The organism is Kosakonia sp. H7A (assembly GCF_003028445.1).
GTDB classification, from domain to species: Bacteria; Pseudomonadota; Gammaproteobacteria; order Enterobacterales; family Enterobacteriaceae; genus Kosakonia; species Kosakonia radicincitans.
Genome location: NZ_PYTZ01000001.1, coordinates 1,081,083 through 1,095,186, shown reverse-complemented (window position 1 = coordinate 1,095,186; position 14,104 = coordinate 1,081,083). Strand labels below are relative to the sequence as shown.

General features: G+C 54.6%; 16 protein-coding genes. 7 read left to right on the top strand and 9 right to left on the bottom strand.

Annotated features, from left to right (window positions below; all coding sequences use genetic code 11):
- Position 1 precedes the first annotated feature (1 nt).
- From galE to modE, 3 genes are all read right to left on the bottom strand, one after another.
- The gene (gene galE, locus CWM66_RS05040) at positions 2 to 1,018 is read right to left on the bottom strand and encodes a UDP-glucose 4-epimerase GalE (RefSeq protein ID WP_071920502.1); all 1,017 of its coding nucleotides are present in this window, start codon (positions 1,016 to 1,018) and stop codon (positions 2 to 4) included.
- Between the two features lie 327 nt (positions 1,019 to 1,345).
- Positions 1,346 to 2,821: a molybdate ABC transporter ATP-binding protein ModF gene (gene modF, locus CWM66_RS05035; RefSeq protein WP_107146303.1), complete on the bottom strand. Its 1,476-nt coding sequence runs from the start codon at positions 2,819 to 2,821 to the stop codon at positions 1,346 to 1,348.
- A 67-nt stretch (positions 2,822 to 2,888) separates the two neighbouring features.
- Positions 2,889 to 3,677: a molybdenum-dependent transcriptional regulator gene (gene modE, locus CWM66_RS05030; protein ID WP_072438450.1), complete on the bottom strand. Its 789-nt coding sequence runs from the start codon at positions 3,675 to 3,677 to the stop codon at positions 2,889 to 2,891.
- Positions 3,678 to 3,841: 164 nt separating this feature from the next.
- Here modE and CWM66_RS05025 point away from each other — a divergent pair, with 164 nt between their 5' ends.
- The 4 genes from CWM66_RS05025 (at position 3,842) to modC (ending at position 6,688) form a co-directional block, all read left to right on the top strand.
- The gene (locus CWM66_RS05025; protein ID WP_035885954.1) at positions 3,842 to 3,991 is read left to right on the top strand and encodes an AcrZ family multidrug efflux pump-associated protein; all 150 of its coding nucleotides are present in this window, start codon (positions 3,842 to 3,844) and stop codon (positions 3,989 to 3,991) included.
- Positions 3,992 to 4,163: 172 nt separating this feature from the next.
- The gene (gene modA / locus CWM66_RS05020) at positions 4,164 to 4,937 is read left to right on the top strand and encodes a molybdate ABC transporter substrate-binding protein (RefSeq protein ID WP_107146302.1); all 774 of its coding nucleotides are present in this window, start codon (positions 4,164 to 4,166) and stop codon (positions 4,935 to 4,937) included.
- On the top strand, positions 4,937 to 5,626 hold the full coding sequence (modB, locus tag CWM66_RS05015) for a molybdate ABC transporter permease subunit (RefSeq protein ID WP_071920504.1): 690 nt from the start codon (positions 4,937 to 4,939) through the stop codon (positions 5,624 to 5,626). The genes modA and modB overlap by 1 nt, the downstream gene beginning before the upstream one ends.
- 3 nt (positions 5,627 to 5,629) lie before the next feature.
- Positions 5,630 to 6,688 (top strand): molybdenum ABC transporter ATP-binding protein ModC, encoded by a 1,059-nt coding sequence (modC, locus tag CWM66_RS05010; protein WP_107146301.1) that lies wholly within the window; start codon positions 5,630 to 5,632, stop codon positions 6,686 to 6,688.
- Between the two features lie 66 nt (positions 6,689 to 6,754).
- On the opposite strand, the gene CWM66_RS05005 is transcribed toward modC, so the two are convergent.
- The 3 genes from CWM66_RS05005 to ycgZ all read right to left on the bottom strand — a co-directional run bounded on the left by CWM66_RS05005 (position 6,755) and on the right by ycgZ (position 7,760).
- Positions 6,755 to 7,033 carry a biofilm development regulator YmgB/AriR family protein gene (locus CWM66_RS05005; RefSeq protein ID WP_007373942.1) on the bottom strand — a complete coding sequence of 93 codons (279 nt, stop codon included), beginning with the start codon at positions 7,031 to 7,033 and terminating at the stop codon, positions 6,755 to 6,757.
- Positions 7,034 to 7,072: 39 nt separating this feature from the next.
- Positions 7,073 to 7,378 carry a hypothetical protein gene (locus CWM66_RS05000; RefSeq protein ID WP_079518216.1) on the bottom strand — a complete coding sequence of 102 codons (306 nt, stop codon included), beginning with the start codon at positions 7,376 to 7,378 and terminating at the stop codon, positions 7,073 to 7,075.
- Positions 7,379 to 7,520: 142 nt separating this feature from the next.
- A complete protein-coding gene (ycgZ, locus tag CWM66_RS04995; protein WP_107146300.1) occupies positions 7,521 to 7,760 on the bottom strand; it encodes a regulatory protein YcgZ in 240 nt (79 codons plus the stop codon).
- A 306-nt stretch (positions 7,761 to 8,066) separates the two neighbouring features.
- On the opposite strand from ycgZ, the gene CWM66_RS04990 reads away from it, so the two are divergent.
- Together CWM66_RS04990 and CWM66_RS04985 are read left to right on the top strand one after the other, a co-directional pair.
- Complete coding sequence (locus CWM66_RS04990; protein WP_107146299.1) at positions 8,067 to 9,293, top strand: diguanylate phosphodiesterase; 1,227 nt, start codon at positions 8,067 to 8,069, stop codon at positions 9,291 to 9,293.
- Between the two features lie 84 nt (positions 9,294 to 9,377).
- Positions 9,378 to 10,121, top strand: coding sequence for a MerR family transcriptional regulator (locus CWM66_RS04985; protein ID WP_007373946.1), 744 nt, complete (start codon positions 9,378 to 9,380; stop codon positions 10,119 to 10,121).
- A 72-nt stretch (positions 10,122 to 10,193) separates the two neighbouring features.
- On the opposite strand, the gene CWM66_RS04980 is transcribed toward CWM66_RS04985, so the two are convergent.
- The gene (locus CWM66_RS04980) at positions 10,194 to 11,012 is read right to left on the bottom strand and encodes a pyridoxal phosphatase (RefSeq protein ID WP_079518214.1); all 819 of its coding nucleotides are present in this window, start codon (positions 11,010 to 11,012) and stop codon (positions 10,194 to 10,196) included.
- 156 nt (positions 11,013 to 11,168) lie between these two features.
- Here CWM66_RS04980 and pgl point away from each other — a divergent pair, with 156 nt between their 5' ends.
- Positions 11,169 to 12,164 (top strand): 6-phosphogluconolactonase, encoded by a 996-nt coding sequence (gene pgl / locus CWM66_RS04975; protein ID WP_072438460.1) that lies wholly within the window; start codon positions 11,169 to 11,171, stop codon positions 12,162 to 12,164.
- A gap of 58 nt (positions 12,165 to 12,222) precedes the next feature.
- On the opposite strand, the gene CWM66_RS04970 is transcribed toward pgl, so the two are convergent.
- The gene (locus CWM66_RS04970; RefSeq protein WP_035885949.1) at positions 12,223 to 13,500 is read right to left on the bottom strand and encodes a putative acyl-CoA thioester hydrolase; all 1,278 of its coding nucleotides are present in this window, start codon (positions 13,498 to 13,500) and stop codon (positions 12,223 to 12,225) included.
- Between the two features lie 177 nt (positions 13,501 to 13,677).
- On the bottom strand, positions 13,678 to 14,085 hold the full coding sequence (locus tag CWM66_RS04965; RefSeq protein ID WP_107146298.1) for a DUF2000 family protein: 408 nt from the start codon (positions 14,083 to 14,085) through the stop codon (positions 13,678 to 13,680).
- Between the last annotated feature and the right edge of the window lie 19 nt (positions 14,086 to 14,104).

The following is a 14,104-nucleotide window of genomic DNA, read 5'->3' as shown; positions in this document are numbered from 1 at the left end:
TTCAATCCGGATAACCCTGCGGATGGCGTGACTGCCAGCGCCAGGTATCTTCTGCCATTTCGTCAAGCGTACGGGTTACGCGCCAGTTCAGCTCTTTATCGGCTTTGGTCGCGTCGGCCCAGTAGGCCGGTAAATCGCCCTCGCGGCGCGGCGCAAAGTGCCATGCCACCGGTTTGCCGCAGGCTTTGCTGAACGCGTTGACCACATCCAGTACGCTGCTGCCGACGCCGGCGCCGAGGTTGTAAATATGGACGCCCGGTTTGCCGGCCAGTTGTTGCATAGCCGCAACGTGACCGTCAGCGAGATCCATCACATGAATGTAATCACGCACGCCCGTACCATCCGGCGTCGGATAATCGCTACCGAAGATCGCCAGAGAATCTCGACGGCCAACGGCAACCTGCGCGATGTAAGGCATCAGGTTATTCGGGATACCCTGCGGATCTTCGCCCATATCTCCTGACGGATGCGCGCCAACCGGGTTGAAGTAGCGCAGCAGCGCGATGCTCCACTCCGGCTGGGCTTTTTGCAGGTCGGTGAGGATCTGTTCCACCATCAACTTGCTTTTGCCGTACGGACTTTGCGGCGTTCCGGTAGGGAAGCTTTCGACATAAGGGATTTTCGGTTGATCGCCGTAGACCGTGGCGGAGGAGCTGAAAATCAGGTTTTTGACGTTGGCCGCGCGCATGGCGTCGATCAGGCGCAGCGTACCGTTGACGTTGTTGTCGTAGTACTCCAGCGGCTTCGCCACGGATTCGCCAACGGCCTTCAGCCCGGCAAAGTGAATGACCGCTTCAATGGCATGATCGTGCAGGATTTCGGCCAGCAGCGCTTCATCGCGAACATCGCCTTCAACGAACAGCGCGGATTTCCCGCCGAAGCGCTCGATTTCATTGAGCACGCTGCGCTTACTGTTACAGAGGTTATCCAGAATGATGACGTCATGGCCGTTTTGCAGCAGTTGCACGCAGGTGTGGCTTCCTATGTAACCGCTACCACCAGTAACCAGAACTCGCATATTTCACTCCATAAAGCATTTGATATGAACAAACCTTAGCATAACAGAGAGGTGAAAACTGTGACATGGGATAAATTAGTGGAATCGTTTACACTGAATTTTCTGTCGTCCGGTTTGTCGCGTAACCGCCGGAAAAACCCTGCTTTAGCGGCGCTTATCCGGCGAATATGAATAGTCTTAAAATGACTGCATTGCGTTACAGCAACGCAGACGCTGCCGGCAAAGCCGGACAACGTCCCGAGGAGGTTATAAGTCATTGATGGCAGTCAGGCAATCGGCGCACAGGATAAAAGACTATATTCCAGATGTTCGCCAGAGTGATGCTGATCAGGAGGCGTGCGTTTCGAGTTGGTAGCGATAGCTGTCGCCTTCCGGCACGAAGGTCAGCCGGTGAGTAATGCAGGCTGGCGCATCGTCGGCATGGTGCGAAACAAACAGCAATTGGGTTTGCCCTTCACTGATTAATACGTCAACAAAGCGGCGGATTAGCTGGCGGTTTAGCGGATCCAGCCCTTGCAGCGGCTCGTCGAGGATCAGTAATGTCGGATGTTTCACCAGCGCGCGGACAATCAGCGCCAGCCGCTGTTGTCCCCATGAAAGGCTGTGGAAGGGCGCATCGGCGGTGCGGGCGTCAAAACCTAAAATATCCAGCCAGCGCTGCGCCAGTTTGTGCTGCTTGTCTGATACCGCCTGATAGATGCCAATCGAATCAAAGTAGCCGGAGAGGATCACGTTGCGCACATTGGTGCTGACGCGGTAATCAAGATGCAGACTGCTGCTGACGTAACCAATGTGTTTTTTGATATCCCAGATAGTTTCACCGCTGCCGCGACGGCGGCCAAACAGCGTCAGATCGTTGCTGTAACCCTGCGGGTGATCGCCGGTGATCAGGCTCAACAGCGTCGATTTCCCCGCGCCGTTCGGGCCGACGATCTGCCAGTGTTCGCCGGGATTTACCTTCCAGGAAAGCTCGTTGATGATCGGCCTGTCGTTATAAGAAACGACGCCATCATTCAGCACTATCAGCGGCTCGCCCGCGCGTAATGTTTCTCGGGCCGGGGGCGCATCGGGTTCCGGCAGGGCAATCCCGGCCAGCTTTTCACTGTGGGCCAGTTGCGCAATCAGCGCCTGTTGTAGCAGGGCGGATTTTTCACCGGTTTCCGTCAGGGTGCAATCCACCAGTACGCCAGCATGCTGTACAAAATCCGGGATTTCATCGAAGCGGTTAAGCACCAGCACTACGGTGTAACCTTCACTATTCAGCCGCGCCAGCAGTTCCGCCAGTTGCTGGCGGGAGTTCACATCCAGCCCGTCGAACGGTTCATCCAGAACCAGCAGTTCCGGCTCGGACATCAGCGCCTGGCACAGCAGCGTTTTGCGCGTTTCGCCGGTCGAAAGGTATTTAAAGCGGCGTGTCAGCAGATGCGTGATGCCGAACAGCGCCGCCAACTGTTCACAGCGCTGTGGGTTTTTGACCTCATCCTGAATGATGTCGGCCGTGGTGCGCCCGGTATCTTCTTCGCCCGGGCTGAGCATATCGGTGTTGTTGCGCTGCCACTCATCGCTGACCAGTTTTTGTAACTGCTCAAAAGAGAGGCGCGTCAGGCGGGTAAACTGACACTGACGCTCACCATTCAGCAGCGTCAGTTCGCCGGAAAGCGCACGGGCCAGCGCGGATTTCCCGCTGCCGTTCGCGCCAACGAAGGCCCAGCTTTCGCCTGCCCGCAGGATCAACTGCTCAAGGTGCAACGTGCGTGTATCGCTAAGACGAAACGTACCTTGCGAAATTTGCAATGATGACATGATATATCCCGTTTTTTGCAGCAATGAAGTTCAGGGATACGTGCAATGCACTCACTTGTCAATGCGATTAGCATAACGTGGCGAGAATGACGCGATCGGCATTAAAATATGCCGTCACTTCGCGCTGTTCCTGCAAATTATCCACGTCATGCGTCGGCACTGTGGCGCAGAGCTGCTGTCCGTCTGGCAATGTCATCAGCACTTCGCTTTGCTGTTCGCCACGCTCAATATGGCTGATAAACCCTTTAAGCTGGTTGTCGGCAAGCGCTGCGCGCTGCGCATCCTGTGTGATATTGACCCACGGCGCTTTCAGCAATACCAGCACCTCTTTTCCTTCATCAAGACCAAGCCGTTCGCCACTTTGTGCGGTGATAGCGACTTTCAGGCGCGTTTCACCGTCGGCCAGCAGCACTTCAATATGCTGCTGCACCTGTTGGTGATCGCGGGCGGTTACGGTGCCAAACCACTGGTTGCGGGCGCTGGTTTGCAGGGAAAAGCGGGAAATAGCTGCCAGCAGGCTGTTCAGCGGCAGCGCGTCGTCGTCGCTTAGCACGTCAAACGCCTTCTGCTGAATCTGTGCCAGCAGATCGTAAAGCTGAATCAGGCGCTGCCCGTAACGGGTCACTACTGCGCCGCCGCCGCCTTTACCGCCTGTCGCACGATCAACCAGCGTATGTTCGCTCAGTTGGTTCATTTCATTGATGGCATCCCAGGCGCTTTTGTAACTGATGCCTGCGTTCTTTGCGCCCTGGCTAATCGAACCCGTTTGTTCAATCTGTTTCAGCAAAGAAATACGGCGCGGATCGGCAAAAAGGCGTTCCTGGAGTTTGAGGGTTAAGAGAATTTCAGCCTGCATTACGCAATGTCCTGGCAAAAAGAGTATTGTGAAGGAAAAGCGGTATTACGCCTAGCCTGAGCCCTGATATTGATAGCAAAGCGGCTCATGCAATCGCACAAAAGGCGAGTGTTTTTCTGTGGAATCAGGCTAAAATGCCTGCTTCACAATATCCGGAGTCGATCATGTTAGAGTTGTTGAAAAGCCTGGTTTTTGCCGTGATCATGGTTCCTGTGGTGATGGCTATCATCCTGGGGCTGATTTATGGCCTGGGTGAAGTGTTTAACGTCTTTTCCGCCGTTGGTCGTCGCGACCGTTCCAGCCAGCAGCGCTGATCCTTTCGAAAACGCCCACTTCGGTGGGCGTTTTACTGTTCAAGATTTTGTGACATCCTGCCGATATATTTACTGAAGTCACTCATTCTTTATGGGTATTACCTGCCGTCATGAAAACTCTGATAACATCGTTATGTTTCAATGTATATAACGATACTCAGAGGAGCTACAAATGGCAGGTACATGGTTACGCCTTTTTGCTGGGGCGACTTTATCGCTTTCTGTTGCCGGGCATGCGCTGGCGGAAGAGAGCAAAATTACCGTTTTTGCAGCAGCGTCGCTGACCAATGCGCTGCAGGATATTGCGGCGGCGTATAAAAAAGAGAAAAACGTTGAGGTAGTCTCTTCATTCGCCTCTTCGTCAACGCTGGCGCGGCAGATTGAAGCTGGCGCGCCAGCCGATCTGTTTATTTCTGCCGATCAGAAATGGATGGATTACGCCGTCGAGAAAAAAGCCATTGATACGGCGACGCGTGAAACCCTGCTGGGCAACAGCCTGGTGGTTGTGGCACCGAAAAGCAGCGCTCAGGGCGATATTAGCGTTAATGCCAAAACGAACTGGGCCAGCCTGCTGAAAGGCGGCCGCCTTGCCGTTGGCGACCCGGACCACGTTCCGGCAGGGATTTACGCCAAGGAAGCGCTGCAAAAACTGGGAGCATGGGACTCTCTGTCATCGAAGCTCGCTCCGGCAGAAGATGTACGTGGCGCGCTGGCGCTGGTAGAACGTGGAGAAGCGCCGCTGGGCATCGTTTACGGTTCTGATGCGGTTGTCAGCAAAGGTGTGAAAGTGGTGGGGACCTTCCCGGAAGATTCACACCAAAAAGTGGAATACCCGCTGGCTATTATCGACGGGCATAAAAACGCGACGGTAACGGCGTTTTATGATTACCTGAAAGGCCCGCAGGCTTCTGAAATTTTCAAACGTTACGGATTTACGACGCACTAATGATATTGACGGATCCCGAATGGCAGGCGGTACTGCTGAGCCTGAAAGTCTCATCCCTCGCGGTATTATTCAGTTTGCCCTTTGGGATCTTCTTCGCCTGGCTGCTGGTGCGTTGCACATTTCCGGGCAAAGCCCTCCTTGATAGCGTACTGCATCTGCCACTGGTTTTACCGCCAGTGGTGGTCGGTTATTTGTTGCTGGTGGCGATGGGCAGACGCGGTTTTATCGGTCAGTGGTTGTATGACTGGTTTGGTATCACCTTTGCGTTTAGCTGGCGCGGCGCGGTGTTAGCCGCCGCAGTAATGTCTTTTCCATTGATGGTGCGCGCGATCCGTCTGGCGCTGGAAGGTGTGGACAGAAAGCTCGAACAGGCAGCACGCACGCTTGGCGCAGGGCGCTGGCGCGTCTTTGTCACTATCACGCTGCCGCTGACGTTGCCGGGAATTATTGTCGGTACGGTGCTGGCCTTCGCCCGCTCGCTCGGCGAGTTTGGCGCGACCATCACCTTCGTCTCCAATATTCCGGGGGAAACGCGCACCATTCCCTCGGCGATGTACACCCTGATCCAGATGCCGGGCGGTGAAAGCGCGGCGGCGCGGCTGTGTGTGATCTCGATTGTGCTGGCGCTGATCTCGTTGCTGGTATCGGAATGGCTGGCGCGCATCAGCCGTGAACGGACAGGGAGATAACCTATGCTGGAGCTCGATTTCACCCAGACGCTGGGTACACATCAACTGCGTGTCGCCGAATCGCTGCCTGCCAGCGGAATTACGGCGATTTTTGGTGTTTCCGGCGCAGGGAAAACCTCGCTGATTAACGCGATCGGCGGCCTGACGCACCCGCAAGAGGGGCGCATCATCCTGAACAATCGCGTGCTGCTCGATACCTCGCGCAAAATTTGCCTGCCGCCGGAAAAACGTCGTGTTGGCTACGTTTTTCAGGATGCGCGCCTGTTCCCGCACTATAAAGTGCTCGGTAACCTGCGTTACGGCATGGCGAAATCCATGGCCGGGCAATTCGACAAGCTGGTGGCGCTGCTGGGCATTGAGCCTTTACTGGAGCGGCTTCCGGGTACGCTTTCCGGCGGCGAAAAACAGCGCGTCGCCATTGGCCGCGCGTTATTAACCGCGCCGGAACTGATGTTGCTGGATGAGCCGCTGGCATCGCTGGATATTCCGCGTAAACGGGAGTTGTTACCCTATTTGCAGCGGCTGGCGCAGGAGATCAACATTCCGATGCTGTATGTCAGCCACTCGCTGGATGAGATCCTGCATCTCGCCGATAACGTGATGGTACTGGAAGCGGGTGAAGTGAAAGCGTTCGGCAGACTGGAGGATGTCTGGGGGAGCCGCGTGATGAACCCGTGGTTGCCGCCCGAGCAGCAAAGCAGCGTACTAAAAGTGGTGGTGCTGGAACACCATCCGCACTACGCCATGACCGCACTGGCGCTTGGCGATCAGCATATCTGGGTGAACAAAATTGATCGCCCGCTGCAAAGTACGCTGCGCATTCGCGTACAGGCGACGGATGTTTCTCTGGTGCTGCAACCGCCGATGAATACCAGTATCCGTAATATTTTGCGTGCCAAAGTGGCGCAGTGTTTCGATGTTGATGGGCAGGTAGAAGTTCAACTGGAGGTGGGTAGCCGCACGTTGTGGGCGCGCATCAGCCCCTGGGCGAGAGATGAACTGGGCGTGAAAGCGGGTCAGTGGCTGTATGCGCAAATCAAGAGCGTGTCGATAACCGCCTGAGTGCGTAACATAAAGAAGGGGAGCAGAGCTCCCCGTCGTGGCGAAAGTGGCTGGCGGTGATGAGCCTCAGAGATCATCCGTGGTGTGGTGGACAACGATCTCCAGCGTATTGCGGATAACATCGCTTGTGACCACGTCTTTTGTTGTTTCGATCATCTTAATCAATTCAAGAATCAGCGCCTTGTGCGTGATCCTTTGCTCTGCGGCAGAAATACGACGAATGGCGGCACCGAGTATTGCCGATTCCTCTGATAACAAATTGCCGCCGCTGCGGAAGTATTCAGCAAGAGAAGCATCGGGCAGATTTTCGTAACCATATGATGGGTCTTGCATAGCCTGGCTCATCGGGTGGATCCTGTTGTGATTGAACATGACTGAGCGGCCTCAGTGTTTTTTGTTGTTGCCTGGCGATTTTTCGCCAAACAGAGGGAAAACGTTACTTCTGTTTTCCTTGTCCCAGAATGCTTCACTACCCGTGGCGGAGCGTAACGAGGAAATGTTATTGCTGATGATTTCGGCAATAATACGCCCCAGCATGCTACGCCGCTCAATATCGGTTTCGTTTCGCTCCATTGATCTCAGCCGGTTAATCAGTGCCTGAGTGCTAATGGGCGAATTGTCCTTAAGGAGTGACAGAACCGCCACGCCAATAAGTTCATCGGTTAGTTGCTCAATTTCACTACTGTTCATAACTGCATCTCGGGTTGCCGCCCATTGCGGATCTGCAAGGACGGCCTGAAGCCCATTCTCCCGTGGAAACATTCGCAGAATGCTACGTGACCCGCGAGAATTGACTCAAATACCAGATAATTTTTGCTGTTTAAGCAGAGCCTTAGCGGTCAAACAGCATACCAATCAACGCATGATAGTGGCTCTCCTCCTCCGAGCTGGATGCCTGTTCGAGGCGGCTGAGCAGTTTGGTACAAATGGCTTTACGATTGAGATTACGCCCTTCACTGAGGATTTCTACCGCAATTTTCCCGAGTGTCACTTGTTGGGTCGGTAGCGTCGCTTTGTTGAAATAACGGGTAACGGCAGCTGCTGTGTTCGGAAGATAACCGTTCTGTTGCATTTGTCACTCCTCAGGAAATTGTCAGTTAAATAAGTACAATTAAAGTTATACAAACATGGCAAAAATGTATATTAAAATTGTACAAAATTATTAGCGTCCTATAGAAACACTCACTAATTCGTTGTTTTATTGCGTTAATAAATTTCTGAAAATTCAGGAAAAAACAGACGTTGTACAACCTGTCCTCGGATAAGTCTGATATTGATCCATTATCCCATCCGGCGATAAACCAAGGAAAATCAATGCAAGACGCCCCTGAAAGCATCTGCTAAGGTTGCTGTTCTTTCATTTCGCCCCGGAGCCTTTATGCTCACCACCATCATTTACCGTAGCCATTTGCATGAACATGTCTCTTATGAAGTGCTTAAAGAGATGGTCGTCGCCGCGAATATCAAGAATGGTCAGGCAGGCGTTACGGGGATTTTGTTGTTTAACGGCACTCATTTTTTCCAGTTACTGGAGGGGCCTGAAGAGGGCGTCGCCGCCATCTATCAGGATATTTGTGCAGACAACCGTCATTACAATCTGGTTGAGTTACTGCGTGATTATGCTCCTGCGCGTCGGTTCGGTAAGACCGGAATGGAGCTGTTTGATTTACGCGATCATCGCCGGGAAGCGGTGTTGCAGGCGGTATTCGACAGAGGCACTTCACGTTATCAGCTGATCTACGGCGATCGCGCGCTGCAATTTTTCCAGACCTTTGTCGAGGACAGTGAAAAAGAGAACTACTTTGAGATCCCGCCGGGCGATACGTGGGAATTCATTGAGGATGAACAGGCGGTTGCGCTGCCGGCAATGGCGCTCGACAGCCTTGCCGAATGCCGTTTTGCATTCCAGCCGGTAGTCGATCCGTTTGCCCGGCAAATCGTGTCGCTGGAAGCGCTGCTGCGAACGCCGGAAGGCGGCTCGCCGCAGGCCTGGTTTGATGGCCTTGCGGGAGAAGATATCTATGCGGCAGATTTACGCAGTAAGAAAGTGGCGTTTGCGCTGGCGGCCGCCTTGCGCCTGGGCGCGCAAACTCTCTCGGTGAATCTCCTGCCAATGACGCTGGTAAAGGTCCCCAATGCGGTGGAGTTTTTCCTGCAGGAAATTCGCGCCAACGGACTGGTGCCGGAGCAGATTGTCGTTGAATTTACAGAAAGTGAAATTCTTTCGCACCTGGACGAATTTACTCAGGCGGTGAAGCTATTAAAAGGCGCGGGCATCCGCGTGGCGATTGAGCACTTTGGCGCCGGGTTTGCCGGATTGCTGCTGCTGGCGCAGTTTCAGCCGGACCGGATCAAAATCAACCGCGCGTTGATTCAGGACGTACACAAAAGCGGCTCACGGCAGGCCATTGTTCAGGCGATTATCCGCTGTTGTACCGCGCTTGAAATTGCCGTTACCGCCGTTGGCATCGAAACCGCAGAAGAGTGGATGTGGCTGGAGTCAGCGGGCATTACCCATTTCCAGGGCTATTTGTTCGCGCCGCCTTCGCTGTCGGGGATCCCGGCAGTGGCCTGGCCTGAGAAAAGAGAAGATCTACCATCATAAAGTTGTACAAAAGTATTTGTACAAGCTGGCAGAGTTAATTAGTCTTGCAACCGAGTAAACCGGCGTTACCAGTAGAGGAAGTCCATGGCATTTTACAGCATTGGCGAGGTTGCCGAGCGATGCGGCATTAACCCGGTCACACTGCGTGCATGGCAACGTCGTTATGGTTTGTTAAGGCCACAGCGCAGCGAAGGCGGGCACCGTCAATTTGATGAGTCCGACATTCAGCGTATTGAAGAGATCAAACGCTGGATCGAGAGCGGTGTGTCCGTCAGTAAAGTGAAAGCGTTGCTCGATGAGAACAAGCTGGCAGGCCAGGCCGGATGGACATCGGTTCAGGAAGAGATGATGTCCACGCTACGGCAGGTCAATCCTGCCCGTTTGCAGGCGATGCTGACCACGCTGGCGCAGCAATACTCCGCAGAGCAGTTTATTGAGGATATTATCATGCCGGTCAGGCAGCGCATGAGCCTCGATCCCAATACCGCGCGCGTTATGCTCAGTTTGCTGGATGGCGTGCTGATTGAATATGCCGCCGCGGCTATCGCGCAGGCGCGTTCGCAGGCGGCGAAAGAGGCGCTGCTGGTGGCCTGGGACAATCACGATCGTACCCGTTTGTGGCTGGAAGCCTGGCGGCTTTCTCAGCAGGGCTGGCGCATTCATGTGCTTGCCGAGCCGCTCGATTCCCCACACCCGGAGTTCTTCCCCGGCCAGCAGCTTTTCGTCTGGACAGGAAAACCGCTGACGCGCAGTCAGTTGCAGCAACTGACGCACTGGCGCAATCAGGGGTTCACTGTCGCCATTCATCCCGGGACGAAACTTCCCTGATCGCTTGCAAGACAATGCGCTGAGCTGTCAGGCCGAAGCACATTTTCAACAGCCCGGACGGTAACGGGTCGATCACAGCAGCTCTTTGTAGATAAAGCTGGCAATGCTGTCGACGGTATTGTCGCCAATCACCACATCGGCGTGCGCTTTGACTGCATCGTCGGCATTTCCCATCGCCACACCCACGCCTGCCGCTTCCAGCATGCTGATATCGTTATAATTATCGCCAAACGCCACTACGTTCTGCATCGACAAACCTTGTGATGCCACCCATTCAGCCAGGCGTTTACCTTTGCTGTTTCCGGCGCGGGCGATATCGACCTGATCGTGCCACGACCATTCACATTCCAGCCCCAGCGTCTGCTCGATATGGTGGGCGAAATCCTTCAGCTTTTGCGTATCTTCATCGGTGAGCGCGAACTTCCAGATGGCTTGCACTTCCTGCGCCGCAGTGTTCAGCGATGCTACCTGCTGGAAAACTGGGCGTTGCTCTGGCGGCAGCGATTGCGCCCAGTTGTTGGTGCGCAGCACATGGCCGGTGGGTTTCTCGTACAGCATGGCGTTATCGACATACATCAGACCATGAATGTTATGCTCGTTAAGCTGAGTAATCAGTTGTTGCGCTTGCGGCACCGGCAGTGGATCGGCAGAGAGTACTTTTTTTGCATGATAATCATACAAATAAGTGCCATTACAACAAATTGCAGGTGTATCCAGCGCCAGTGCCTGATAAAAAGGGTGGATGGCAACATGATGCCGACCGGTGACGATGAGGAGTTGATGTCCTGCCGCTTTTGCGCGGGTCAACGCTTCAATAGATGAGGGCAGAAGCGTTTTTTTCGGTGTCAGTAGCGTACCGTCTAAATCCAGAGCAATAACTCGCGAAGTCATAACGTATTCCGTGGTCGATGTTGAAATTTTTGCGTCCGGGCATGGTACACCGCGTCGCCGGATGCGCAAAATCTGGCGCAGAAAATCAGCATCAAGCCAGAAAAAAGGCTATCCTGGTTACTTAACGCAAATAAGAATTAGAGGAAAGGAGTGTTCATGAAACAAACCGTTTATACCGCCAGTCCGGAAAGTCAGCAAATCCATGTCTGGCGTTTGAATTCTGAAGGCACCCTGACGCTGGTTCAGGTCGTTGATGTGCCGGGTCAGGTTCAGCCGATGGTGGTCAGCCCGGATAAACGTTACCTCTACGTGGGCGTTCGCCCTGAATTTCGCGTTATCGCTTACCGTATCGCCCCTGACGACGGTGCGCTGACGTTTACGGCGGAAGCGCCGTTGCCGGGCAGCCCGACGCATATTTCCACCGATCACAGCGGCCGCTTCCTGTTCAGCGCCTCTTACAATGCAGGCAGCGTCAGCGTGACGCGCCTGGAAGACGGAATTCCGACGGAGATCGTGGATGTGGTGGAAGGGCTGGAAGGGTGCCACTCGGCGAACATCTCTCCGGACAACCGTACGTTGTGGGTTCCGGCGCTGAAGCAGGATCGCATCTGCCTGTTCACGCTGGCGGATGACGGCAATCTGACGGCGCAAAACCCGGCAGAAGTGACCACCGTGGAAGGCGCAGGTCCGCGCCATATGGTGTTCCATCCGAACGCGCGTTTCGGCTATTGCGTGAATGAGCTGAACAGCTCCGTTGATGTCTGGCAGTTGAGCGATGTGCACGGCAAAATCGAGTGCGTACAGACGCTGGATATCATGCCGCCAGATTTTACCGATACCCGCTGGGCAGCAGATATTCATATCACGCCGGATGGTCGCCATCTCTATACCTGCGATCGTACCGCCAGCCTGCTGACGGTTTTCAGTGTCTCGGAAGATGGCAGCGTGCTGTCGCTGGAAGGTTTCCAGCCGACGGAAACACAACCGCGCGGTTTCAACATCGATAAAAGCGGTAAGTATCTGATCGCGGCCGGGCAGAAATCGCATCACATCGCGCTGTATGAAATCACCGGCGAGCAGGGGTTGCTGATCGAGAAAGCGCGCTATGCGGTAGGCCAGGGGCCGATGTGGGTGGTAGTTAACGCCTTCTGATACCGAACGTCAGCCATAAAAAAACCTCGCCGTGGCGAGGTTTTTTATTACTGCTGAATTACTTTTTCGGCTCAGCGACAACCTGGCTGCCCACGCCGCGGTTGTTAAACTCCCACATGCGGTTGAACTGCGGGTTGTTCAGCTCGCGCTGTACATTGCCTTTATCATCCACCGCACCGACATTGCCTGCGTATGCACGGCCAGAAACCGCAGCATCAGCCCACGGTTTAGCGACGTTAAAGCCTTCATTAATCACGCTGTCGCGGATAACGACCTGACCGTTGGTGTTGCCATCAACATCCAGTGAACGGCCGAGCTGCGCCACGCCGTTGCCGGTAAAGCGGCTGTTCACGGCGAGGAAGCCGTAGTACAGGTTAGAGAGCGTCGCCGGGGCAAAGACGTAGCCTTCTTTCTGCGTGCGGGAGTTCACTACGCGGAAATCGGTGTTATCAAACACCACCGCGCCGCGACCAGAAACGATGTCCACATCCCCTTCGAGGTAGCTGTTGGTCACCAGCGTACGGGTCTGGCGATCGCTACGCAGGGTGTTGTCCACGCTGCTGTTGGTGACAAAGAAGGTATTCTGGCGACCCAGAATGTTGACGTTGTTGATCTGCACTTTATCGCCGTCGCTGCGCAGCGCTACCGCCTGGTGGTTGCCCGCATCAACACTGTCGCCCAGCGTGTTCTCAATGGTCAGGTTCTGCAATTGCAGGCCGTTATTCTGTGACCAGAAAACCGCAGAACACATTACACCGACCGTTGCAGCGCGTTTGCTCTGGCAGTTATCGAACATGTACCAGGCAGGTTTACCCGGCATATATTTGCCTGATGGATTGACCAGACGACGCCAGCTGTTCGGGTCGATTTCAGAGTCAATCGCCATACCGATTTTTACGTCCAGCGCTTTCTCGCCGGTACCGTAAATGGTCACGCTGCCGGAAGCTGCAGGCACATACACCGTGCCTTCATACTCGCCCGGCATCACTGCGATATATTGACGATCGCTGGCATGCTTGTTGATTGCCGCGTCTACCGCAGCCTGAATAGTGGTATGCGTTACGCCTGGAGTACCAGCCGGGCCAACCACGAAGTCCGCTTTTTCCGGCAGACGAATCGACACCGGTTTCCATACCGCGCCGTCCGGCGTCAGCGAGGTGAAGTAGCGATCCGCCACGAAATTTTTCGCTTCGCCCGCGCTGAGGATTGGGCGCGAGGTCGTGCCCGGTGCTTTCTGTTCAGAGGGACGTTCAGCCGGTGGGGTTGAGCTACAGGCGGTCAGTGTCACGCCAAAAGCGAGCGCCAGCGCCAGACGGGAAACCGATGATGTGTTCAAAGCGTGCTCCAGACTATGCAAAGTTGAAAGGGTTACGTCAAAGCCTGCTTTTTTATACTAAGTTGAGCGAAACGGGAAGCCAAAATCGAAAAAAGTCAGCGGTAAGTGAGCGAAAGTGACCGCTATTTGGCGGATGGGGAAATTCCCGCCGCACAAAGACGTCGGCGGGAAGGGAAATTAAGGATGCAGGGCGAGACCTTTGATTACTTTATCGACGGCTTTTTTCGGCCCGCGCAGGGCAATGCCGACCAGGTTCATCGCATCCGCATCTTCCTGCTGAAACACGGCGCGGTTAGCGTCATCATTGCCGGTAGAGAACATCGCTTCCACATATGGCACAACCGTCACGTCCCGCTCCAGCCCTTTGCGGTGGGTACGCTGCAAATCGGCCAGCGTACCGGCGAAAATCAGCATCGGCTGCCCGGCAATGCGCTCGTAGCGGCGCCCGGCGGCATCCACATAGGGTTCACCCAGTACTTCCGGCGCGGCAGAGACCACGCCGGTGGCGAGAAACGCCACCACATTCAACCGTTGCCAGCTTTCCAGATCGTCACGTACCACAAGGGCAACTTTGGTATCAAACATGCGTTTTTCTTCTCCGTCT

What these genes read in the sequence shown, in the direction of transcription:
- galE (WP_071920502.1), bottom strand. Translation starts at nt 1,018, where the DNA reads ATGCGAGTTCTGGTTACTGGTGGTAGCGGTTACATAGGAAGCCACACC.
- modF (WP_107146303.1), bottom strand. Translation starts at nt 2,821, where the DNA reads ATGTCATCATTGCAAATTTCGCAAGGTACGTTTCGTCTTAGCGATACA.
- modE (WP_072438450.1), bottom strand. Translation starts at nt 3,677, where the DNA reads ATGCAGGCTGAAATTCTCTTAACCCTCAAACTCCAGGAACGCCTTTTT.
- CWM66_RS05025 (WP_035885954.1), top strand. Translation starts at nt 3,842, where the DNA reads ATGTTAGAGTTGTTGAAAAGCCTGGTTTTTGCCGTGATCATGGTTCCT.
- modA (WP_107146302.1), top strand. Translation starts at nt 4,164, where the DNA reads ATGGCAGGTACATGGTTACGCCTTTTTGCTGGGGCGACTTTATCGCTT.
- modB (WP_071920504.1), top strand. Translation starts at nt 4,937, where the DNA reads ATGATATTGACGGATCCCGAATGGCAGGCGGTACTGCTGAGCCTGAAA.
- modC (WP_107146301.1), top strand. Translation starts at nt 5,630, where the DNA reads ATGCTGGAGCTCGATTTCACCCAGACGCTGGGTACACATCAACTGCGT.
- CWM66_RS05005 (WP_007373942.1), bottom strand. Translation starts at nt 7,033, where the DNA reads ATGAGCCAGGCTATGCAAGACCCATCATATGGTTACGAAAATCTGCCC.
- CWM66_RS05000 (WP_079518216.1), bottom strand. Translation starts at nt 7,378, where the DNA reads ATGAACAGTAGTGAAATTGAGCAACTAACCGATGAACTTATTGGCGTG.
- ycgZ (WP_107146300.1), bottom strand. Translation starts at nt 7,760, where the DNA reads ATGCAACAGAACGGTTATCTTCCGAACACAGCAGCTGCCGTTACCCGT.
- CWM66_RS04990 (WP_107146299.1), top strand. Translation starts at nt 8,067, where the DNA reads ATGCTCACCACCATCATTTACCGTAGCCATTTGCATGAACATGTCTCT.
- CWM66_RS04985 (WP_007373946.1), top strand. Translation starts at nt 9,378, where the DNA reads ATGGCATTTTACAGCATTGGCGAGGTTGCCGAGCGATGCGGCATTAAC.
- CWM66_RS04980 (WP_079518214.1), bottom strand. Translation starts at nt 11,012, where the DNA reads ATGACTTCGCGAGTTATTGCTCTGGATTTAGACGGTACGCTACTGACA.
- pgl (WP_072438460.1), top strand. Translation starts at nt 11,169, where the DNA reads ATGAAACAAACCGTTTATACCGCCAGTCCGGAAAGTCAGCAAATCCAT.
- CWM66_RS04965 (WP_107146298.1), bottom strand. Translation starts at nt 14,085, where the DNA reads ATGTTTGATACCAAAGTTGCCCTTGTGGTACGTGACGATCTGGAAAGC.